A 20,428-nucleotide genomic window follows, 5' to 3' on the forward strand; every position below is an offset into this window, starting at 1 on the left:
TTAAATTAAAAAGCCCTGTAAACACAGGGCTATCTTATTTTTTATATGCTTCAGCTTCAGCGGCTGCTTGCCCATCTAGCAAAGCATTTAACTTAAGTAAGTCAAGCAATGAACAAGTACCGTTTTTTACTTCTGCAAGAGTCGTCACTTTTGCAATTATTGGTCGCCATATCAACATCTCATCTAAGAGTTCTTGTCGATAAGTTCCGACAGACTGCCCTTGCTCAAGCCGTCCCACCCAGAACGGTTGAGCAAACGCACTAAAGGGTCTTTAAAGTTCTCAATAGCAACTTCAACAATTAACTCTAAAATGCCAGTGAAGTCCTCAAAAGCCTCATCAAAATTTGCTTTTTTAAGTACCACATTATCATCATTTGCATCATCAAATGTGACTAAGCCATTACACAATAATCGAGATGACCAATGCTCTAAACTCGCTCCATCTAATGCAGTTGATAACGCTGTTATAGCGCTTTTAATATCGACCTGACTGTCAGTAGTCATAACACCACTTAACGCAGGCAATATTTCTTTCTGCAAATCACCAAACGTTTTTAAAGCATCAAAAGCATTCATTCTTTGAATATAAAAAGACTTTTCGCCTATCTTAACTTCTTTAATTTTTGCCATTAGTTACCCCCTACTGTATAAATTGCATTTGCTGTATGAATTTCCCATTCTCGAGTAGATAACTCTTTTCCAAACTCACTGTTTGGTTTTTTAACAATCCACGCCTGAGCGGATGCAAATAATGATTTACCTCGCTTATCAGTAATAGAAATTGGCATAATGTAAGAGCCACCAGAGATTTGGTCTCGGTCGTAAGCATCTGACAAAACAGCATTACTTTCAGATGTTTGTTGCAAAGTCAAAGTGACTTTCATTCGCTTATCCGTACTCATAGCACGAGCTACTTCACCGTCAGCCCCTGCTTCAGAAGAAACACCATCTGACATTTGCTCAACGTTCACAAAAGTGCCATCTGCGTAACCTTTTACTGAGTGAGCGCCAAAAGTAATAATGACCTTACTTGGATCGTATGTTTTTAATCCCATTTTTTACTCCTTATAGTTCGTATGCTAACGAGCCTTTGATTTCAGTTAAGTGGATAGCACCTGCTAAACGTGCAATCCAAGTCATATTTTGTAAGAAACGACTAGCTTTACGGTTAGAACTAATTGATGAAGCAAGTGGCTTGTTAATGATATAAGACGGAATAACTTTGCCTTCTTCATCTAACTCATCTGGAGCAATTCCACCACGTCTTATACCTAAGTCTAATGACTGTTGCATTGAGGCAGCTATCATTTCAATCCCTGCATCTGTGTATGGGACTTTTCCATCAGCATTAATAATCGTAAACGCCACATCAGATTGCATTGTCGCCTCTAACCAATCACGGAAGCGGATAATATCAATCCATTCACCAGCTGCTACTTTTCCTAATTGCGTTAGGGCAAATTGACCGTTAAACATTTCAAATGTATTCACATTTTTACCGTGCGCAACAATCGCCTCACCCTCTTTCAGATAGTCTGCGGTAACTCCAGCCAAACGCTTATTTGCCCACGTTGCAGAGCCTGGATAATATGTAAATAATTTAGCCATTGCTGCAATATCAGTAAATTCACTATCTGCTTGCGGATCATAATGAACGGCTGTTCGGAAAAATTGTCGATCTTTAAGAATAGAGCCGATATCATCCGTCTTGCCACCATCTACAATATGTTTGTCGCTAGATGCTGTTACGAATAACTTACCATTAGCCTCAACCCATTCAGCTACTGCAATAACATCTGATTTTTCACGAGAAGTGATTGCCACACCATACCAAGAGCCGCCTTCATCTTTAATTGCAGTTAAGCACTCAGCCCAATTTTCTGTGCTTGTACTTTCACCAATCGACAGCTTGCCTTTAACTCCAATCTTGCTATCGCACTGAACAGTTATTACACCATCGCTAGCTGTAGCACTTGTAACATTTGAAAGTGCAGCTAATTTAGTAGCTAATCCTGTAGAAATTGAATTAAGCGTGCTTGATGATGTTGCGTTCTGCGTTACTGATTCATCGCCAACAGTAACTGTATAATCACCTGTAACTGCTCTAGTCACTTTGATTTCTGTTTCATTTGCCGCTTGGCGACCAATATAAACTTTGTCAACGTGAGGAATTTGTGAGAATGTAGATGCCGCTGCTTTATATAATTTAGTGTCAGACGACAATCCTAAATCTAAAAGCTGATCAGCTCCTGTAATTGCCATCATACGAGTGTTAGATAGCGAATGAGGCGCAACAATAATTATGTCACTAAAACTAGGAACGCTAATTCCTGTTGTGTTCAAACTAATCTGAACACTTACTAAACGGTCTAAATTAGCCATTTTTATACTCCTGATTAATTTCCACTTTCTCAATAATATGAAGTGTCTCCATCACACTTGTCACATAATTAAAGTGAATTGTTAAAGTTGATCGGCTTTCCCAATCAACGCTGTTGATAGTCTCTGGCATCTGCTGAATGCCACCAAAATTACTTATTGATACGTTTAAAGATTCACAAATAGAAAGAACTTCTTCTGTTTGTAATTGCTGTACAAATTCATCAAGTATTTGATAGCTGTCATTTCCATAACAATCTATCTGTACAATTGCTTGTCGATGCGACTCAATTAAACGCTCTCCATTTTCGCCTAATACTTGCTTGTGACTTGGCAAACTTGTATCAGCACTTAAAATGTGAATAGTTATATAAGGCTTAGGAGGGAGTTTAACTCCTGATTGATACGCAAAAAAAAGAGGCTTGCTTGTCGCTGCCTCTAATACTTTATAAAGTGATTTTTTCATATCTTAACCGCCAAATAACGATAATGTGGAATAATGCCTGACTGCCAACTAGATTTATCACGAATTAAAAATTCACAATCATCATATATCAGCACATCACCATCAGCAGAGTTAGAACCATCATTTCCTGCTTGCTTTAAATTCTCTCTGGTGTAAATGCGGATCGCTCGCTCAACAACTGCACCATCACTACGCAACTCCATAGCATCGTAATCGCTTTGCGTTGCAGGCTGAACGCTTGCCATTACCTCAATTTTTTCTTCAGAAGCGATATCTTGCCAAACGCCATCAACAAAAGAGCCGTTCTTTTTAGCCTTTTTAACTACATACTTTTTTCTAAAAGTCATAACTTACTCCAGTTAATAGAACGATACATTTTTCTTGTGTCGATTAAAGGTCTACCGTGTCCTTTCTTACGTATTGTTGCAGGTGCGTTTTCAACAAAATTTCCTTCTGAAATCTCATTTTTCACATACCTAACATATGTTCGCCCAATGTTTTCTGTAATAGAGTTAATGTCTAAACTTTCATTTTGAAGTTGTTTTAACATTTTTCTCTGATACTTTGTTAATTTATCTTTAGATGTTCCTAAGGTTTGTCGCATAAAGGGACGAGGAGGCGCTTTTGATGTGCCAAATTCATTAAAAATAGCAACTTGAGCAACACTAATACCACTGCTGTACTCGCCAGACTCTGGAAGAATACCAACCTTTATCTTAACTTTAGACAAATTCCGCATTTGTCGCTCTATCTGCTTCAACTTATTCATTTCGTTTAGCTCCGTGACATAGGCACCATTGTGATGGTTTGTTTAGCTGAATCAATGATATTCTGATAAGCAGCTAAATATCCATAAAGATCGATTCCTACGCCATTGTCGCCATAACTTCTAGATAAGTCCCCCTCTTCTTCTCTTGTAACGCCAATAGGAATACTATCTATTGATTGCGTTCGCTTCTGATTAGTTAGAAGATACCCAGCATAATAAACTTGCGCTTCTCTTTTTTCGTCTTCCGACAAATTGACTTTCACTTTTTTAACAGCGAAAGTAAGAGCTTGCTCCTTTTTATCAGTTTCGACACTAGATACTGCTGGGCATAATAAATCAAGCAATTCTATTAAACTGAGATTATCCATTTAACCCCTCTTTAAGCTACATTTAATAACACCACCCCTTAGCGCCAAGTCTTTTGGGGTGGCAATTAATCAACTAACACAACAAAAATAACTAGTCGTTAGATCCGTCATTGTTGTTCTCCGCATTTTCTAGCAAAGCAATTAACTCATCTTTTTTAGCATCAGAGCCATATGCAATACCTTTTTCACCTAAGAGAGCTTTCAGTTCTGCAACTTTCATTTTGCTAAAAACATTGGTTTCAGAATTATTGATGACGACCGCTTCAATGCCAAGATTTTTATAAGCCTCAACTATTAAAGGATAATCACCATAAATCGTGACTTTTTTCGCATTTTTTCTAGCTTCCTCAAAGTGAGAGGCACTGCGATAGTGCCCATCTAAACCATCAATCTTGCGACCATTACTTGAATAAATTAAATGCATTCATTCCTCCTAAGTTAATGTGATAATTACACCAGCAGTGTTCTTATTGCTTGATGCATATTTCTTCCAAGATGCAGTTGCTCCTAATGTTTCTATATCAGGGTTAGAACCTGCTTCTTTGTCATTGTAAGAGTACCCAAGAACATCAATGTTGAATGTCCCCTCAGCACGAACACCAATAGATAAGTTTGTTCTGTCGTTGATGTTGTATGCAGCAACTTCTGGCAGTTGAGAATTGGTGATTTTCACTGCACCAGGCTGTAAGCCATAGATTGTTCTTTGTTTTGCTTGGTCGGTAACTAAAACAGGAACGTTTAAAGTACCTGGCATTCCGCCATAGATGACCACACCTGCCTCTTCATAGATTTTTTCAGCAATAGCTTGATCAATAAAATCAAACCACGTTTCACTATCCATTAACCACAAACCTACTCGGTTAAATTTATCACCAAAAGCACGAAAGCCTTTAGTCATCACTTTTTTACCATCTACACTGATTGAACCGCTAGTTTGCATTTGGCTATTAGACCCGATTGCACCATCTAATGAGGCTGTAGCGTAGTTAAAGTACCCTTCTATTAAAGCGTCAGCATAATCACGACCAACTACCTGAGAAAACTCTTCAGGGCTGCGTCCGCGACGCTTCATCGCTTCTTTGGTCATTTCGTATGGACCATACATAAAAGGCACTTTAACCCCTACCTTTTCGCCCATATCAATCTTGTTGCCTTCTGCTGCTGCATTAGAGTTGACGTCACGATGTTTGATTGAACCACCAATTTTGTAAAAAGCATCGTGAGAAAAATCGCCTAGAATATTTTTATCTTCGAGGACTAACGCGCCATTACTTGCTTTGTTGAAAGTTGCAAGATTATCTTGCATTTGCTCAAGATATCCAGTTTGAACATCTTGGTTATAGATGATTACATCACTATTTACTGTTGTTGCCATTTATAGCTCCTTAAATTATTTATCAAGTTTTAGAAAAGCTGCGTGTCCGTTTTCTTCAACAAACTTATGCTTTTCTTCTGCACTCATTTTTGAACGTTTTAAATTCGTTTGGCTTCCACCATTACCACTAACAGAAGGGTTAGCACCTGCACCGCTCATTCCAGAGCTTTTTAAAATACTGTCTTTGTTTGGATAGCTATCAACTAAAATAGCCAGTGACTCTTCAAAGTCGGCTAAGCTACCTGCTGTTTCAGGCTTGCGTGAATACAGTTCATTACCTTGACCATCTGTTGCAACCACTTTGCCATCTTTAATTTGAAAATGACGACCAAAGAATGCTTGTGCTACATCAGTAGGAATTGCTAGGTTTTCTGCAATAAACTTACTTCTAGCAAACGAACCGCCAATCTTCTCATCATAAAGTTGTTGTTTAAGTTTTTCTGCTTCTGCATTCGCTTCGTCAAGTTGTGTTTGATATGTTTTAGCCATTTCAGCCTTAACTTTTTCAACCTCACCTGAATCAATTAATTTTTTGGCATCTAAATCACCTAACTTCTGCAGCGCTTCTTTTGCCTTTTCAGGGTCTGTAATCCCTTCAAACGCTTTGAGTTGTTTTTCTAACGCATCTTTTGCCTCACGATGTCCTTTTGCTTCACCATTCAACTGAGCAATTTTTGCTGAGGCTCGAAACGCATCGAAAGCAATCTCGCTTCCATCTTCTTTTAAATAAACTGGCTTTCCGTCTTCTAATACTACGTTGCCGTTTTCGTCTAATTTTAATTTCCACATACTTTAGTTTCCTTTTGGTTTTTCCAAACATTCGCCTAAAACCTTCTGATTTCAGACATAAAAAAACCGCTTACATATCTCTATGTAAACGGTCGGTTAATTTTAAATTGTTTAAATTCTAATGATTGATTTCTGCTAGATATTCTCTAACTAGCTGTCTAAATTCATCTTCGTTAATTTCATAATCATCACCTGGATAATAATCATCGCACGCTGTTCTGATTTTGGCAGCAGTTTCCCACGTATCTTTGTCATTTTGACCAAGCCCTCTATCATCGCTATCCCACATATCAAGGTACTTATCAGAAAAATCAAATGCAGATACTTTGCCTTTATCAAAATCAATCGCAAATTGTATTAATGGTGTTACTACCATATAAAATCCTCTTTAAGATATTTGGTATATTGTGTTTCTCCCTCTACTAACTGCAACACAGTTAGAAAACTATTATCTTTACCAAAAACAACAACTACCTTTGTTTTTGGATCATACCAAACTTTGTTATTGCTGTTTTTATACACTCCTTTCTGAATTATATTAGGACTATTCATAAAATCAACGATTTTATTCTGAAACTCTTTTTGTGTTACTGAATTATTTCTTGTTGTATCAATTCCCAAATGTTTTGCGTGTTTATTAAACTTGCGCTTTAATTGACTACTTTGAAACCTTGCTCCTTTTAATGCTTTAGTATCAACAACAGGCTCTATAAAATGCGGATTAAATTTACGCTTTAATTCTGTTAGTGTCAAAGGTCGCCCTGTCTGATCTAACATATCACTAAAAGTAATGACGTTTCTACGCCATAAATCAGCTTTTCCTTTGCCTAAAATCTCATCTTGTTGAGATTTGGTTTTACCTTCTAGCCAATCCTCATACGTTATTCTTTTAGAGTTACCATTTAACAATTTGCATTTAAATATTAAACGCAATCTAGAGCGACAACGAGGATGAAGAGGAGGACGAGCATAAGGCACTGAATGTCCTATTGGTTTCTTATCCAAGTCCCAACGTTTACCATCTCTCACCTGACAAGATGTTGATGTTCTGCCATCTAATACAGACACGTGTTCTTCACCAAGAAATATTTTCTTACCAACTTCTTTTAGTGCGTAATGAGCTGCATCAGACACCTTGCCAACAGATGTGACTATCAATGTTTCTGCGTTTCTAAGCTGTGACTTAGCTAATGATTTGAAATCACTGATGATGCTTTCAATATCACTGTTGTTAAAAGCTCCTTGTCTTAGTGTCCCTTGAAATCTACGAAAATAATCATTGCTTTGTTTGACCCACCAATCGCCTATTGCAACACCACTTATTAAGAGAGCCTCATCTAACGAATTTAACTTATCATCGCTCATTGGCTTTAATAAGTCATCATCAATGTAATTATTGTAAACTTCTACAAGATTATTGTGTTCAACACGCAAGAACTCTAAAAGCTCTGTTTCTTGCTCTATTCTAATTTCTTGATATTTATCATTAATTAATTTTTTAACTTCATTTATAAACTTGTTTAGCTCCCTTTTTCGCAGATTTTTAACATCAGCGAGCAACAATCTTTTAATGATATTGTCTTGGAGAATGTTTAAATTTTTACGAGCCATTTTTCTAAGATGAGCATCATATCTGAAGTGGAGAATTTGATGGTCAACAAGATCTTCAATTATCTTCTGCTCGATTGTTCTCTTCTGTGAAGCCATCACTTAAACCCTCGCTATTCAGCCTTTCTTGCTCATCTTCCCAAGTTCTTTCTTCACTAATCAAGCCACGTCTTTTGGCTTCTTCAAAAGTCGTGCGTGTTGAAAGTGAACCGCTTGTTTGTAACTTAATTACAGTATCCATTGAAGCGTTTGGATCTAAATCATCATCAATATTACCCGTTATTTCTACAGCGTTATCTTGCGGAATATTGAGCCACATTGAGACAAAATCTAATGCTTGGTCTAAACTATCTTCTAAAGTGTTAGCCATTGCTTTTAACTGACTAATTTCCTTTCCTTGCTCGTCTTTAGCTTGACTATCTGTCATTGCTAAAGCTGTTTTAGTCAGTAACTTAGCACCTGCAACTTTCATCTGCTCTTCAAGCTCTTTTAGACTTCCTTGTCCTGATGAAATCGCTGCACCAGAATGCTCTATGTAACCAATTTTTCCATTTTCAGGAAGTAGTATTAGACTTTTCCCAATCTCGACATCGTCAGAAACAGTAACACCTGAAGCCCACAACAGTGGAACTCTAGCAGTATTTAATATATTGTCTTGATCTGATTGTGATTGCCAGTGCTTGATGTTTAAATAAGCTAATTCCATCAATGGTGGCTCTGCATTCATAAAACCTTTTTTATTAGTAATCAAAGGAACTATAGGAATTGCATTTAATGACTTGCCGCTTGCTTTTGGCGTTATTTCGTCAACTAATTTATATTCACCATCAACATCTTCGTATTTTCTAACTCTTCCAATTTCATAAACAACAATCAGTTCTTTTGTTTCTGATGAAAACTCATCACTATCAACAGTTGAGATTTCTTTGTATCTAAACTGAGAAAGCGATAGAACGCCGTTTATAACCGCTGTTTTGAAGCCAAGTACATTGTGAGGTGGAATATGTACGAGATAAGGTCTAACCCCATTTTTCTTTTCGTCCGAGCGTGTTTTAACGTTGTCATTAACAGGATAATCAACCAACACAAAGCTAATGCCATAAGATAGTGCTGATTTAAACCATTCCATTGCAAATACATTCAGATCATTGCCTAACAAATCAATATTCGGCAATATCTCGCTTTTTATTTTTTCTTGTACGTTTTCAGTAGAAATAGGATCGAAAAATACTCGTCCTGTCATTTGTTTAATAGTCTCAGCTAATGTTGGATATAATGTTGCTTTCTGTAATCGTTTTTTATAATCATCATCTTCTTCGCGCTTAAATTTCGGCAAATGTGTTTCGCCTTTCGCTCGCATTGTTCGAGTTCCGCCGAGCAAATCATCTATAATCTGAATTTGTTCGTGCAACAACGTTATTTCTTTTGTCTTTTTTGCAACTGATGAAGTCATTTTTATTCCTCATTTTAAATTGGAGACTCAACTTGTGTTAATCCTCCTTTTCTCTTAATTAAAGGATTTAGAGCGTAACGAAGAGCATCTATATAGTGATTATGCTTATCAATTATTATCGGTAGCACATCACCAGTTAAACGGTCTGTCTTATAACTGTATAAACGAAATTCTTTTAATGTCTCTACACAACGTGGGTGTATATAAACTTTGTTATATGACTTGATATGTTCAATACCATCTTCAACGCTACCTTTCCATTTTTTAGCACCTATAATTCTCGCTAATCCTTTGCGTTTTAAATGACTAATGCTTTCAGGACGTGCCGAATCAGCTCGAATGATATGCCTTTCAATATCAGGTATTCTATCTACTAGATATTTAGGCGTATCGTCCAGCTCTAAGCCCACTTTTCCGCCCTCGTATTCAATATAAAGATTATTATTAAACACCCAACACTTAATACCAGCCGTTGGATCTTGAGAAAACCCAAAGTCAAGACCGTGGTAAGGTCCAGCAAAATCTTCTTTTGCTGTGAACTCTAATTCTTGGTACTTGCCATTGAATATTTGAGCATCCGAATGCTCTCTATAAGCACCTTCCCAAATCCATCTGTATGTAGCATCGTCTAAACGTTTCTTATCAGACAATCGCTCTTGTTCTAACACATCAGGGAACCAAGGGTTATCTGTGTAATTCATTTCAACGATTAGAGCGTCATCAGGAGGATTAACTCTAAATCTATTATCAGTAGCAGACTCTCTTTGCTCAGGATTCCACGTTACCCAAATTTCAGAATTGTTTTCACGAACTGTCGGAATTAATTTAGACCAAGCCACCTCGCTTACTGACTCAGCTTCATCAACCCAAGCAAGTAGTATTTTAGCTTTAGACTTAATACTGTCTAAATTATGACGTAATCCTGCAAACACATAACGAACAGAACCACACTTTGTTTTGATGTATTTATCGCCAATTTCAAAAAAGTTATTTAAAAAAGGCTCTGACCTTATCGCTTCTTTAACCTCTTCTAATGAACTTTCCTCTAGTGAATTCATAAACTCACGACCGCAGAGAATTACACCACTATCGCCACTTTGTACTCTCATATAAGCATAAACAGCGGTCATTTTTGCGAACGATCTTGTTTTAGCAGAACCTCGTCCGCCATAAGCCCCTTTATATCTGCTTGGCGTGGCAAATACAGGTATTAATTTTGGTGGAAGTCTAATAAGTGTTTCATCATTCATTCTTTTCCTCAAAATCAGGAGCAACTAATTTAATAACTGTTGGATTACGTATTGAATTATCGCTAGAAGTGTGATCGATAACTTGACTTTCTTTCCAGCCTGCTTGTGTTTTTAAATAAAATATTGCAGCAGTAGTATTGCCATCTTGTGCTTGTCTTATTAAATTATGAGCCACACTTGCAATAGCCTTATTTTTCCCTTTTTTATAATGTTCAAAAACTTCTGGCTGTCTTTCGCAAATCGCAGTAAAAGTGTTTCTAGCTATACCGAAGTAATCTGCTATTTGCTCTAAAGTTAAAACACTAGCAAGAGCTTCTACTTGTGCTATTTGCTTTTCATCTAATTTTTTTTTAGGTCTTGCCATAACTTATACTCCAGTTACATCTAATTCGCTCTCAATGTCTGCGTAAAAAGAACCATCATTATTGTGCCAGTGAGTAACTGGAGGCTCTTCTGCATTTTCACCTGTTTCTGCCAATAACCACTTTCCAAATTTACTTTGAAAAATAACTTGAGCATACTTACCATTACGTAGTTTTACTGTTTTTCCAATTTCTAAATCAATCATTCTGATTCTCCTTGCCACTCTTTAATTAAATTAATCTGTTTAGCACAGATGTCACGCTCTTCAATCACTGTGATTAAAAACCTAATAACATCACCATAAGTCTTGCCATTAAACACTGTTTGCTTACACTCAACTAGATAAGCAATCGGTACTCTTACTTTCTCTACTTTAGTTACTACTGATTGACTGCAACTGCTTAGAAATATCGCTAGGCAAAAAGGTATTAGCACACTTTTCATTTTGAAGAGTTTGCTTAATATTTTTTTTTGTTTCATTTGCTTTTTCTCTTAACGATGTAACAGCTTGTTGATAGCTAGTAACAGCATCTCTTTCTAGTTTTAAGTTTCTAACTAACTCTTGATTTGCTTCTTCTTGCTTAATGATAAGCTGGGATTGAGCTTGGACTTTGGCACTTAATTTCAAATTCATCTGATATTGAACCCATAACCCACTACACAATCCCAAAACTAGCACTGCGATTACTGCCCTGATTGTGAACTGTATCCTGCTAAACATAGTTGTTTCTCTTTCTCTCGACGAATAACCAAGCCATTTAATACTCGACCATTGCTGTACTTCCATTTCGTAAACTCATTGCACATAGCTTTGATTTTTCCAGCTCGAGCATACTTAAATAGAGTAGATTTCTTCATCGTGCCACAACCAACATTAAACGTGATTGATGTCGCAGCTTCAAAAGCACCCTGCGGTAAATTATCACCATTAGCAAATCTATTTACACACTCTTCGGCTTTGTGAATGTCTTTTACCCATCTGTCCGCTATCTCTTCGTGTGTGTAAACTTTACGTTTAATTAAATCTCCGCCGGCTTCTGTTGAACCAATCCCAACAGTAAGCACTCCCGCAGGACATTTATAAGGGTATTTTCTACAACCCTCTGCTTGTCCTATAATTTCAAGACCTTGCTGTGTAGTTCGGATCTCATCCGGATATTTAGATACAAGTATCCCAATAACGGCAAGAACACTACACCCCGCAGCTAACTTATGGCTTCTCATCTTCATTAATCAGTCTCCCGTGTTTGTCTCTTACTCCCGTTCTTATTTCTTCAAGATATAACATTCTTTTTTTATATCTTGATTCTCTAAAATATCCAGCAACGGTTATAATCATCCCAATTAAAACCGCCCATTCGCCGAGAGTAAAATATCCAAATATGGCAGTAGCCCAAGCAGACAATTGAGATGTGATTGGAATATCTTTCACTACGTTTTTATACATCCCATAATCTCTCCATAAAAAAAGCCCACTTAAAAAGTGAGCCCATAAATTTTAGATACAAAAAAACCTCAAATGTATCGCTACATTCGAGGTTATAAAATTCTTTAACTTTTCTTTAAGATGTGTTTTCGACATCTTATGGGATAAATATACCTTACTGGGCTACCCATTGTCAAATTTTTTTATGATAAAAAACCGTGAATAAACATCTCAGCACCTCTAAACACAGTATGAACATACCCTTTAGAGCGTTTAATATCCTTAGAAATTTTATTCAAGGAGATATTATTTATGTAATAAGTTTTAATCACTTCATAACCTAGTTCATCAAATTGTTTCAGCTTGCACACGGCTTTTTCCACTTCGAGTATTTCTTTTTCGGTACCCGTTACACTAGAGGGTATGCACATATCCGAAGTATTCAAAAAAGCGGATAAACTGGGATATCCAGTGTGTATCTCTACTTCTCTGGACCATCTTCCCCAATTAATCAATCTGGCTTTCAATTCATCTTTTTTCATTTTTTATCCTTATGACAGGGAGACACCTACGTGTCTCCTCATTAAACCCAGTATTTGCAATGCTTTTATGAAATTTTGCGACGGCGACACCTTCATTAAAAACTTTCTATATAAATAGAAAAATATAAAAATACATAAATACTCATTTATTTAACTAATCTATATTTTTATAAATCTTTTTTTAGTGTCTCCTGTCTCCTTTAGTACTAAAATACATATAACATATTGATTTTATTAAAGTTAACAAGGCGACACTTGTTTTTACTTGGTGTCTCCTCGCACCATATAACTTGTTGATTTTTATATAAATTAATGGCGACACGAGATTTATGGTTGTTACAGGTTGCTGTCGCCTTCTAATAAGTGTTCCGCTTTTTCTATATGTAAACGATAAATATCATTTTCTACATTTTTAAGCTCATCACACAAAACCCAAGGACGAAGCATTTTACCCTTATACTTTAAACGTCTTTGGTCGCCCACGTGGTGCTGTAATAACTTCACTAACTGTGATTCATCAATAAACAAATCATCATTAGAATTATTTAAAAAGTCTGTGATTTGCTTAAGAGTCATCACACCAACAGGAGGCTTTTCTAAGAAATCTAAAAAAGCGACTTCGATATCAGAGCGATTGAACTCAATCATATTGCGACGTGCCGGGGTATCAAAGGAATGTGTCCAACGATAGTCTGATAAATCGAGTGTAATTAAGTAAGAATACACCTCGTCAATAAATGTACTATCTTCCAGTAAGTTATATAAATTATCATAATAGTCCTTTGATTTAGCTTTATCGGGTCCATCAAAGGCATTGATACGCCTGTCTTCTTCTCGAAGCACTAACGCATCCCTGTGATTTGTCATAAAAAAGAAATTTGTATAAACAGGAATGGTTTTCTTTGCACCGTATTTTATATTTACTTCCAAATCTTTCTCCGTCAGTGTATCTCGTACTTTATCGCTAATCGCAAAGCGATCGTTACGCTCTTTTACTTCTTCAACACAACATAAAATAGAGCGATACATAAAACCGTTGAATTGGCCATCGACCAAATCACCCATTTTGCATTTCGTACAATTCCATTTACCCAATACTATTTGTAATAACTCGACAACCCAACCACGCCCCGTTCCGTGGGGAACTGAAACCAACATATTAGTGACTTTATTGCGGCGTTCAGGATGTTGTCTAAGAGATGCCATCCATTGTAAGAAATGTTTACGTTCATCTGCGTTAGGGATTAAATACTCAATATGCTCTAAAAAGAAATGCAATTTATCTTTAGAACTTACTTTATTCAATTTTGGAAAATGGAATGTATTGAAATATCTTGCACCGCCTTGTTCTTCAATAAACATATCTTGGCCAGGAAGATAAACAGTACTAATAACCGATTGGCGTTTATGGTTTGAAAGCCACTCTTTCCAGACTGGAACAGGCTCTAACTTATTCTTGCTTACCGCTTTCATAATTGTTATATTAGCAGTATAGTTTTTGAACTCAGAAAGCTTAGGCATATATGAATGGTGCGGATGCTCTAAATCAAGTACACGGTCATTTTCTGCGACATAAACATAACGCCGAACGAACTCCGCCACCCAATCATTGGCGGGGTTTTCTGTATCTGCCGGGATTTCGTCAAACATATCATCATAGAAACCTATTGCATCTAAAAAATCATTATCAGAACGACTAGCACAATGCGCGTGTTGGCATTTGAAATGCCCCATTTCAAAACCACCCGTTTCCGCAGGAAAGTAAGCTGTAGAGGTTTCATTACCGCTATCGCTAGAATGCTCACTCTCAAACGGACAACGAATAAAACGCTCACCGCGATTGCCAATACCGAATACTTCGCAGTTATTGTCTAAGAACTCGGCGACTTCATCAGAAGATAAGCTATCGCCTTGAGACAAATCACGGTTTTTAGAAAGTGATTGTGAAGATTCATCAACGACATCAAGAATCAAGGGTAGCGTTTCCCAGAAGTTATTGAATTCGTTTAATGAAATGGTAGGAATATTCGTTGGTAATCCTCCCTCCCATTCATATCGCACACCACTTGGATGCGTACCTACGGCAACAAATTGCTGACCTTTTGCTAAGAACTCAATCATACCGCCATCAGCTAATCGCATAATACGTTTCGGTAATTGCTCATCTTCAATCGCAAACATAAATAAGCACTTATTAGAGTTTGAACGAAAACGCTTTGGCGGGATAATGCCAAAATAAGATTGTAAAGTATTTGCTACATTTTCAACATCTTTTAGGTTTTCACTATCGACATCTAATGCAACGAGGTATCTTTGTGTACTTTTGTCAAATAGTGGATTATTTGAACTATTACCATAATATGTGAGTGGCTGTTCACATATTATGGTAGGATCGTTTTTTAAACTTGTTTCGTTTGTTTTTTCATCACTTACGCGAATATGTTTATTTATACAGTATTCATTGCCTAAACGAATACAAATCCCTAAGCGATGATCTGTTTTCCACCCTTTGATATCTGAATCTGTAATAGTTCTATTCGTCCAATTAGTAAGTCCCACCATAAAACCATTGTTATTAATAGTAGAAGGTAATTTTCCCTTTGAAGTAATTCTGCTTCTAGGAGATATTTTTATATTTGGATCAGAAACGACAGGTAATAAATCTTGACCTAAACCGAGATCGACAAAATGCTGCCATTCTTCAGATGATGCCCCATAAATTTTATCAGCCATAGATTAATCCTTATTTACTATTACGAAGTACAGACCAATCAATATCAGGACGAAGCTCTTCACATCGCACTTGACCCTTTGTTAATTTTTCGATTTCAGGGCAATACTCAGCTGGGACTTGTCTAGTATTGCTTACCCAAAATGATAAATTAGAAGATTTAACATTTAATGCTTTAGCGAAACCCGCTAAACTTCCTCTTCCTTTATTGTTTAAATAATCTTTTAAAGTCATAAAAATACCTATTTAATTGTTTTTTGATATCAAAAAGATAGCATTTTAAGTATCAAAAATCAATATCTTTTATGTTCTTTATTCGATATCATTTTGATAATAAAATGCTTAATGTAGAGGAGAAAAGGTATGAAAACTATAAAAGAGATTCGTTACAACAATCTTTTATTATTAATAGAAGAAGCGGGGGGAATGCCAACGCTAGAAAAACGAACTAATGTTACTGCAAATTATTTAAGACAGATAAAAAATAAAAATATAATTCAAAATGGTAAACCTAAGGGAATTGGAGATAAAATTGCCTCAAAACTTGAAAAAGGAATGAATAAACCAAAGGGTTGGTTAGATCAAGATCACTCTGACTATGACGTAAATGCAAAAGCACATTGTGTTAAAAAATCATTTTCTTACCCATTAATAAGTGCAGTTCAAGCAGGAGCTTTTACAAGTACTTACGATTTACAAGACAGTGAGGGCTATGAAATGCTTGATAGTGAAACGGCTACTAAAGGAGAGTCCTTTTTCTTACGTATTTCAGGGCGTTCTATGGAGACTAAATTTAGCGAGGGTGATTTAGTATTAATTGATACTGGAAGAGTGCCTCAGCCAGGTAACTATGTTGCCGCAGTTAACGGTTCTGGTGAAGCTACATTCAAAATGTATAAGCAACTCGGGGAATTATCAGAAAGTGGTAATCCACATTTTGAGTTAGTACCTTTAAATAGTGTTTTTCCAACGTTGAGCTCACTAAAACAAGATATAAGAATCATCGGCGTAGCCGTTGAACATAGAAGTTATTTGTAAAAAAAGTGATACATCGTACCGCTTAATGTAATTTAGAAAAGAAGGAAAATATATGCATTCGATTTCACCATACGCATTACGTTGTTTTGATAAAAATATACAACAAATAAAGAGGAAGAAAACAGGTGGGTATCATAAATTAACTAATATTAAAGATGATAGTCTATATAATATTCTGATTGAATTTATTAATAGTAGATCTCAAAACTTCGAAAAATATAAAGAATCTAAACAAGTATACAGGTTTTCTAATATCAACTCTGAGCCTGAAACGGACGTGTACTGTTGGATTGAGATTGGTGATTATGGTACAGAAAACGATATAATAGACATTGATACAGGTAAAATTAGTTTTCAAAAAACACAACAAAATGCCTTAATTAATAAATTTTATATTCATTTTCATATTCCAAAAGATACCACGACTGCATTAATGTTTATTCATAACTATCGTTATGGTGGAGCTAAAACACTATTTGATTCAGAATTTAAAAAATTTTTCAAAGATAGAACGAAACTGACACTCCAAATATTCCCATTTGCTCATAAAAAGGCGGTAGACGCTTGGCAAGATGCAAATGTAAAGGATTTAAAAGTAATAGGATATGAACAAGTATCAAAGTTTTCTGATTCAGCGGATGCGTTGAAAGCACTTTCTGAAGGGAATGAGGTTGAATTATCAATAAAACCACAGAGAAACGGTTCTTTGGGTAAGTTTAAAGAATTGTTTGATAAGAAGAGTCAAAAATATTCTTTAATTCAGGAAGTTGCTCCAGAAACAAAAGGGATTAAAGTTGAAGTAGAAATGAATGGGAATTATAGAACTTTTTCAGTTTACCATCCAAAAGGAACTGGAAGACGCTCTTATGAAATAGAGATTGACAATGACATTGAAATGGAAAAGAATATGCCTACATTCGAATCTATGCAAATATTAGCAAAACAATTAATTAAAGATTTTATATTCCTTATGGAATAGTGGAGATTAAAAATGAGTGCAAAAATAAATATTCTATATATCATCAAAGAGCATTTTTGTACTTTGACGGATAATAAGGGAAAGCTATCTAAAATAGATATTCTTACTTTTTTTGTACTTCCAATATTCATATCAGTAACTTTTTCTTTTTATGAAATAGGAATGACAAAAGATATTACATCATTAATTATCAGTTTTTCATCTATTATAGTTTCACTTCTTGTCAGTGTTTTAATACTTGTTTATAGCACTTACGACAATATAGAGAAGAATGAAGATAATATAAGTAATCTCAAAAGAAAGGTACTTGCTGAATTATTTAGCAATATATCATATACAATACTTTCAGGTATTATTTTGGTTGTTTTTTGCTTAATACTGAATTTTTTACAGGTTAATGAATTACAGCAGTTTACTTATAAAATAACTATAAACGGTAATGGTATTGATCTTGTAAGATACTTTTATACTCCAGTAATTATTTTCTTCCTACTACAGATGCTATTAACACTTTTAATGACTCTAAAAAGGCTTAATATAATATTTTTTGCAAGAACTTAAAGATACTAAAAAATCTCATTATTAGCTACTAACATTCCCTTAGTAGCTATTTTTTTTGCAAATTTCTCACCCAAAGCTACCGCTTATATATCTAAAAAACGTGATCTAACTCACATTTTCAAAAATTCGCAAAAAAAGATTTCTTTATAAATCAATATGGTATCTAAAAAATAGTATTTTAGGCTCAAAAAGATATCAAAAAGATATTGACATAAATAATATCTTTAAGATATCATTTGTCACATAAAACAAATTGCTCTTTAAAAACCTGAATAACTCTCTATAGCCTACGTGTTAGGTTCGTAAACGTGTACGAGAGAGGCTGAGGCAAGCACGTATCAAGCTATTACCCTTATTTATTTTTTATAAGTGAATAAAGGTAATAGTTAACTAGGAGAAAAACCTATGGCAAAAGTTATCATAAAAAGAAGTGCTACTAAGTTTTCTAATAAAAAAGATATACGCTTAAAAGGTAAAGCGGGTCGCAAAGCGAGAATGTTCCAAAAATCTCGTAAGATAGAAAACGTATGGCAAAAAGCGGTAGAAAAACCAAGTAAAGTGGATAGTGTACTTTCGATGGTATCCGCTAAAAAAGCTATCAGAGACGTAGCGCTACCCAAGAAAAGCTACAAACAGGCACATATTCCAACCGCAACTGCGAAACAAAAACGTTGTTGTGGTCATAGAGATTTAATTTAATCATCATAATCACCGCCCGCTTAATCGCGGGCTTTTTTATACCTAAAAAACAGGAGAATAATAATGTCGTTGGAGCAAACATTACAAGAAAATACTGCAGCAGTAAATAAGCTGAGTGAAATACTGCAGAGTCTATTTGAAAAAGGTATTGAGATACCGAAAAAAGTAAAAAAAGAAGCTAAGGCACAAGTTAAGGCACAAGCTAAGGAGGAAGCTAAGGCACAAGCTACCGATAAAGTGGATTTAGTTTCTCTCCGCCAAAAAGCCGCCGAGCTAACTGTTAGCGTGGCTAAAATAAATCGAGAAAGCGTTGTTTCATTGTTGGCGGAGTTCAATGTAAAAAAACTAACGGATGTATCGGATTCTGATATTGAACAGTATTTTAATAAATTGCTGAAGTTAAAAGAAGAGGTAACCAATGCCGACTAAACACGCACTACTTTCTCCAAGTGGTGCGCATAGATGGTTAAATTGCCAAGGTTCGTTACTTCTTGAGTCTCAATTTGAAAATACCACATCGGATGCTGCGGTTGAGGGAACAACCGCCCACGCGTTAGCTGAAATATGTTTAACAGAAAACAAAGCACCTGCGGATTTTCTAGGGAAAATTATAGAAGAGGGCTTTGTTGAAGTAGACCAGGATATGGTGGATTACATTTCAACCTATATTCAAGAAATCAGGTCTGCAGCACAAGGGGCGATTTTACATATAGAAGAAAAGGTAGATATTTCGCCTTATATTGAGCAAAAAGACGTATTCGGAACCGTGGATGCTTTAATTATTTCAAATGATGAAATACAAGTCCACGACCTAAAATACGGAATGGGTGTAAAAGTAGATGCTAAAGACAATGAGCAATTACAAATGTACGCATTGGGAGCGTATGCACTCTATCAATTCGGTTTTGATATTAAACAAGTTCGAATGGTAACACACCAGGTACGACTTAATTCAATATCAGAATGGGTTATCTCAATTGAAGAGTTGCTTAAATTTGGAGAAAAAGCAAAACAGAAAGCCGCGCAAGTCATTGCTATTTACGATTCAGGAGAATTAAAAGAGCAAGATTTCAACCCAAAAGATAAAACCTGCAAATTCTGCAAAGCTAAAGCACATTGCAAAGCATTAGCACAACACGTAGCGGATTTAGTTGCAGATGATTTTGTTAATCTTGATGAAGAGATAGATTTAAGTGCAGGTATCAATAAGCTTGCAACCTGTGATAACTCACACATTGCAAAACTACTCCCCCAGTTAGATTTAATCGACGGTTTTACAAAAGCGGTAAGAACTCGAGCAACATCCGAATTATTAAGTGGAAACGATATACCGGGGTACAAACTCGTTGCAGGACGTAAGGGTGCAAGAAAGTGGACTGACGAAGAACGTGTTGAACAAGAATTGCGAAAACTTGCAAAAGTTAGCGATATTTACACGAAAAAACTTATCACACCAACCGTCGCAAACAAACTCTTTAAAAATGCACCAAAAAAAATCGCAAGACTACAGGACTTTATCACGCAAGCCGAAGGTTCTCCTTCAGTTGTTCCTGAAACGGATAAAAGACCTGCATTAGTTATCAATGAAGTCGCTGATGACTTCGACAATTTAAACCAACCATAAAAGGAAAA

General features: G+C 35.9%; 30 protein-coding genes. 6 read left to right on the top strand and 24 right to left on the bottom strand.

All coding sequences use genetic code 11. The annotated features are described in order from the left end of the window. Window positions 1-34: 34 nt before the first annotated feature. The 24 genes from A6B44_RS09005 to A6B44_RS09120 all read right to left on the bottom strand — a co-directional run bounded on the left by A6B44_RS09005 (window position 35) and on the right by A6B44_RS09120 (window position 15,753). Window positions 35-178 (bottom strand): hypothetical protein, encoded by a 144-nt coding sequence (locus A6B44_RS09005; protein ID WP_176673426.1) that lies wholly within the window; start codon window positions 176-178, stop codon window positions 35-37. Between the two features lie 5 nt (window positions 179-183). Continuing rightward, on the bottom strand, window positions 184-630 hold the full coding sequence (locus A6B44_RS09010; RefSeq protein ID WP_090923401.1) for a phage tail assembly chaperone: 447 nt from the start codon (window positions 628-630) through the stop codon (window positions 184-186). Beyond that, window positions 630-1,055 carry a phage structural protein gene (locus A6B44_RS09015; protein WP_090923399.1) on the bottom strand — a complete coding sequence of 142 codons (426 nt, stop codon included), beginning with the start codon at window positions 1,053-1,055 and terminating at the stop codon, window positions 630-632. The genes A6B44_RS09010 and A6B44_RS09015 overlap by 1 nt, the downstream gene beginning before the upstream one ends. Before the next feature lie 10 nt (window positions 1,056-1,065). Continuing rightward, the gene (locus A6B44_RS09020) at window positions 1,066-2,382 is read right to left on the bottom strand and encodes a DUF3383 family protein (protein ID WP_090923397.1); all 1,317 of its coding nucleotides are present in this window, start codon (window positions 2,380-2,382) and stop codon (window positions 1,066-1,068) included. Beyond that, window positions 2,375-2,845 carry a phage neck terminator protein gene (locus A6B44_RS09025; protein ID WP_090923395.1) on the bottom strand — a complete coding sequence of 157 codons (471 nt, stop codon included), beginning with the start codon at window positions 2,843-2,845 and terminating at the stop codon, window positions 2,375-2,377. Before A6B44_RS09025 ends, A6B44_RS09020 begins: the two co-directional genes overlap by 8 nt. Continuing rightward, window positions 2,842-3,192 carry a hypothetical protein gene (locus tag A6B44_RS09030; RefSeq protein ID WP_090923387.1) on the bottom strand — a complete coding sequence of 117 codons (351 nt, stop codon included), beginning with the start codon at window positions 3,190-3,192 and terminating at the stop codon, window positions 2,842-2,844. Before A6B44_RS09030 ends, A6B44_RS09025 begins: the two co-directional genes overlap by 4 nt. Then, window positions 3,189-3,614 (bottom strand): HK97-gp10 family putative phage morphogenesis protein, encoded by a 426-nt coding sequence (locus A6B44_RS09035; protein WP_090923385.1) that lies wholly within the window; start codon window positions 3,612-3,614, stop codon window positions 3,189-3,191. The genes A6B44_RS09030 and A6B44_RS09035 overlap by 4 nt, the downstream gene beginning before the upstream one ends. A 5-nt stretch (window positions 3,615-3,619) precedes the next feature. Further along, window positions 3,620-3,982 (bottom strand): hypothetical protein, encoded by a 363-nt coding sequence (locus A6B44_RS09040; RefSeq protein WP_090923383.1) that lies wholly within the window; start codon window positions 3,980-3,982, stop codon window positions 3,620-3,622. A gap of 91 nt (window positions 3,983-4,073) precedes the next feature. After that, window positions 4,074-4,406 (bottom strand): HeH/LEM domain-containing protein, encoded by a 333-nt coding sequence (locus A6B44_RS09045; RefSeq protein ID WP_090923381.1) that lies wholly within the window; start codon window positions 4,404-4,406, stop codon window positions 4,074-4,076. Window positions 4,407-4,415: 9 nt separating this feature from the next. Next, window positions 4,416-5,357: a major capsid protein gene (locus A6B44_RS09050; RefSeq protein WP_090923379.1), complete on the bottom strand. Its 942-nt coding sequence runs from the start codon at window positions 5,355-5,357 to the stop codon at window positions 4,416-4,418. Window positions 5,358-5,372: 15 nt separating this feature from the next. Then, complete coding sequence (locus tag A6B44_RS09055) at window positions 5,373-6,146, bottom strand: DUF6651 domain-containing protein (protein WP_176673504.1); 774 nt, start codon at window positions 6,144-6,146, stop codon at window positions 5,373-5,375. A 118-nt stretch (window positions 6,147-6,264) separates the two neighbouring features. Next, a complete protein-coding gene (locus A6B44_RS09060; RefSeq protein WP_090923527.1) occupies window positions 6,265-6,522 on the bottom strand; it encodes a colicin immunity domain-containing protein in 258 nt (85 codons plus the stop codon). Next, a complete protein-coding gene (locus A6B44_RS09065; RefSeq protein WP_090923525.1) occupies window positions 6,516-7,853 on the bottom strand; it encodes a phage minor head protein in 1,338 nt (445 codons plus the stop codon). Before A6B44_RS09065 ends, A6B44_RS09060 begins: the two co-directional genes overlap by 7 nt. Next, window positions 7,813-9,207, bottom strand: a complete 1,395-nt coding sequence (locus tag A6B44_RS09070) for a DUF4055 domain-containing protein (protein ID WP_176673505.1) — start codon at window positions 9,205-9,207, stop codon at window positions 7,813-7,815. The genes A6B44_RS09065 and A6B44_RS09070 overlap by 41 nt, the downstream gene beginning before the upstream one ends. Window positions 9,208-9,221: 14 nt before the next feature. Continuing rightward, a complete protein-coding gene (locus tag A6B44_RS09075) occupies window positions 9,222-10,457 on the bottom strand; it encodes a PBSX family phage terminase large subunit (RefSeq protein WP_090923534.1) in 1,236 nt (411 codons plus the stop codon). After that, window positions 10,450-10,821 (bottom strand): hypothetical protein, encoded by a 372-nt coding sequence (locus A6B44_RS09080; protein WP_090923532.1) that lies wholly within the window; start codon window positions 10,819-10,821, stop codon window positions 10,450-10,452. Before A6B44_RS09080 ends, A6B44_RS09075 begins: the two co-directional genes overlap by 8 nt. Window positions 10,822-10,824: 3 nt before the next feature. After that, entirely contained in the window at window positions 10,825-11,025 is a 201-nt protein-coding gene (locus tag A6B44_RS09085) for a hypothetical protein (protein ID WP_090923529.1), read from the bottom strand. Beyond that, entirely contained in the window at window positions 11,022-11,300 is a 279-nt protein-coding gene (lysC, locus tag A6B44_RS10990) for an Rz1-like lysis system protein LysC (RefSeq protein WP_425515402.1), read from the bottom strand. The genes A6B44_RS09085 and lysC overlap by 4 nt, the downstream gene beginning before the upstream one ends. Next, a complete protein-coding gene (locus tag A6B44_RS09095; RefSeq protein ID WP_090920537.1) occupies window positions 11,194-11,607 on the bottom strand; it encodes a DUF2570 family protein in 414 nt (137 codons plus the stop codon). The genes lysC and A6B44_RS09095 overlap by 107 nt, the downstream gene beginning before the upstream one ends. Beyond that, on the bottom strand, window positions 11,505-12,044 hold the full coding sequence (locus A6B44_RS09100) for a lysozyme (RefSeq protein WP_425515412.1): 540 nt from the start codon (window positions 12,042-12,044) through the stop codon (window positions 11,505-11,507). Before A6B44_RS09100 ends, A6B44_RS09095 begins: the two co-directional genes overlap by 103 nt. Further along, on the bottom strand, window positions 12,031-12,267 hold the full coding sequence (locus tag A6B44_RS09105; protein ID WP_090920543.1) for an HP1 family phage holin: 237 nt from the start codon (window positions 12,265-12,267) through the stop codon (window positions 12,031-12,033). Before A6B44_RS09105 ends, A6B44_RS09100 begins: the two co-directional genes overlap by 14 nt. Before the next feature lie 182 nt (window positions 12,268-12,449). After that, on the bottom strand, window positions 12,450-12,788 hold the full coding sequence (locus A6B44_RS09110) for an antiterminator Q family protein (RefSeq protein ID WP_090920546.1): 339 nt from the start codon (window positions 12,786-12,788) through the stop codon (window positions 12,450-12,452). A gap of 336 nt (window positions 12,789-13,124) precedes the next feature. After that, complete coding sequence (locus A6B44_RS09115) at window positions 13,125-15,350, bottom strand: DUF5906 domain-containing protein (protein ID WP_176673507.1); 2,226 nt, start codon at window positions 15,348-15,350, stop codon at window positions 13,125-13,127. A gap of 181 nt (window positions 15,351-15,531) precedes the next feature. Continuing rightward, complete coding sequence (locus tag A6B44_RS09120; protein WP_090920552.1) at window positions 15,532-15,753, bottom strand: transcriptional regulator; 222 nt, start codon at window positions 15,751-15,753, stop codon at window positions 15,532-15,534. A gap of 192 nt (window positions 15,754-15,945) precedes the next feature. On the opposite strand from A6B44_RS09120, the gene A6B44_RS09125 reads away from it, so the two are divergent. The 6 genes from A6B44_RS09125 to A6B44_RS09150 all read left to right on the top strand — a co-directional run bounded on the left by A6B44_RS09125 (window position 15,946) and on the right by A6B44_RS09150 (window position 20,420). Beyond that, window positions 15,946-16,557: a LexA family protein gene (locus A6B44_RS09125; RefSeq protein WP_090920797.1), complete on the top strand. Its 612-nt coding sequence runs from the start codon at window positions 15,946-15,948 to the stop codon at window positions 16,555-16,557. Window positions 16,558-16,609: 52 nt separating this feature from the next. Then, complete coding sequence (locus A6B44_RS09130; protein WP_090920555.1) at window positions 16,610-17,536, top strand: hypothetical protein; 927 nt, start codon at window positions 16,610-16,612, stop codon at window positions 17,534-17,536. Between the two features lie 12 nt (window positions 17,537-17,548). Further along, window positions 17,549-18,097 (top strand): hypothetical protein, encoded by a 549-nt coding sequence (locus A6B44_RS09135; protein ID WP_090920559.1) that lies wholly within the window; start codon window positions 17,549-17,551, stop codon window positions 18,095-18,097. 405 nt (window positions 18,098-18,502) lie between these two features. Beyond that, on the top strand, window positions 18,503-18,796 hold the full coding sequence (locus A6B44_RS09140; RefSeq protein ID WP_090920562.1) for a hypothetical protein: 294 nt from the start codon (window positions 18,503-18,505) through the stop codon (window positions 18,794-18,796). 63 nt (window positions 18,797-18,859) lie between these two features. Continuing rightward, window positions 18,860-19,225, top strand: coding sequence for a hypothetical protein (locus A6B44_RS09145; protein WP_090920565.1), 366 nt, complete (start codon window positions 18,860-18,862; stop codon window positions 19,223-19,225). Further along, window positions 19,215-20,420, top strand: coding sequence for a DUF2800 domain-containing protein (locus A6B44_RS09150; RefSeq protein WP_090920569.1), 1,206 nt, complete (start codon window positions 19,215-19,217; stop codon window positions 20,418-20,420). Before A6B44_RS09145 ends, A6B44_RS09150 begins: the two co-directional genes overlap by 11 nt. The last annotated feature ends 8 nt before the right edge of the window (window positions 20,421-20,428 follow it).

The sequence above is a fragment of the Pasteurella skyensis genome (genome assembly GCF_013377295.1).
Taxonomy (GTDB): domain Bacteria; phylum Pseudomonadota; class Gammaproteobacteria; order Enterobacterales; family Pasteurellaceae; genus Phocoenobacter; species Phocoenobacter skyensis.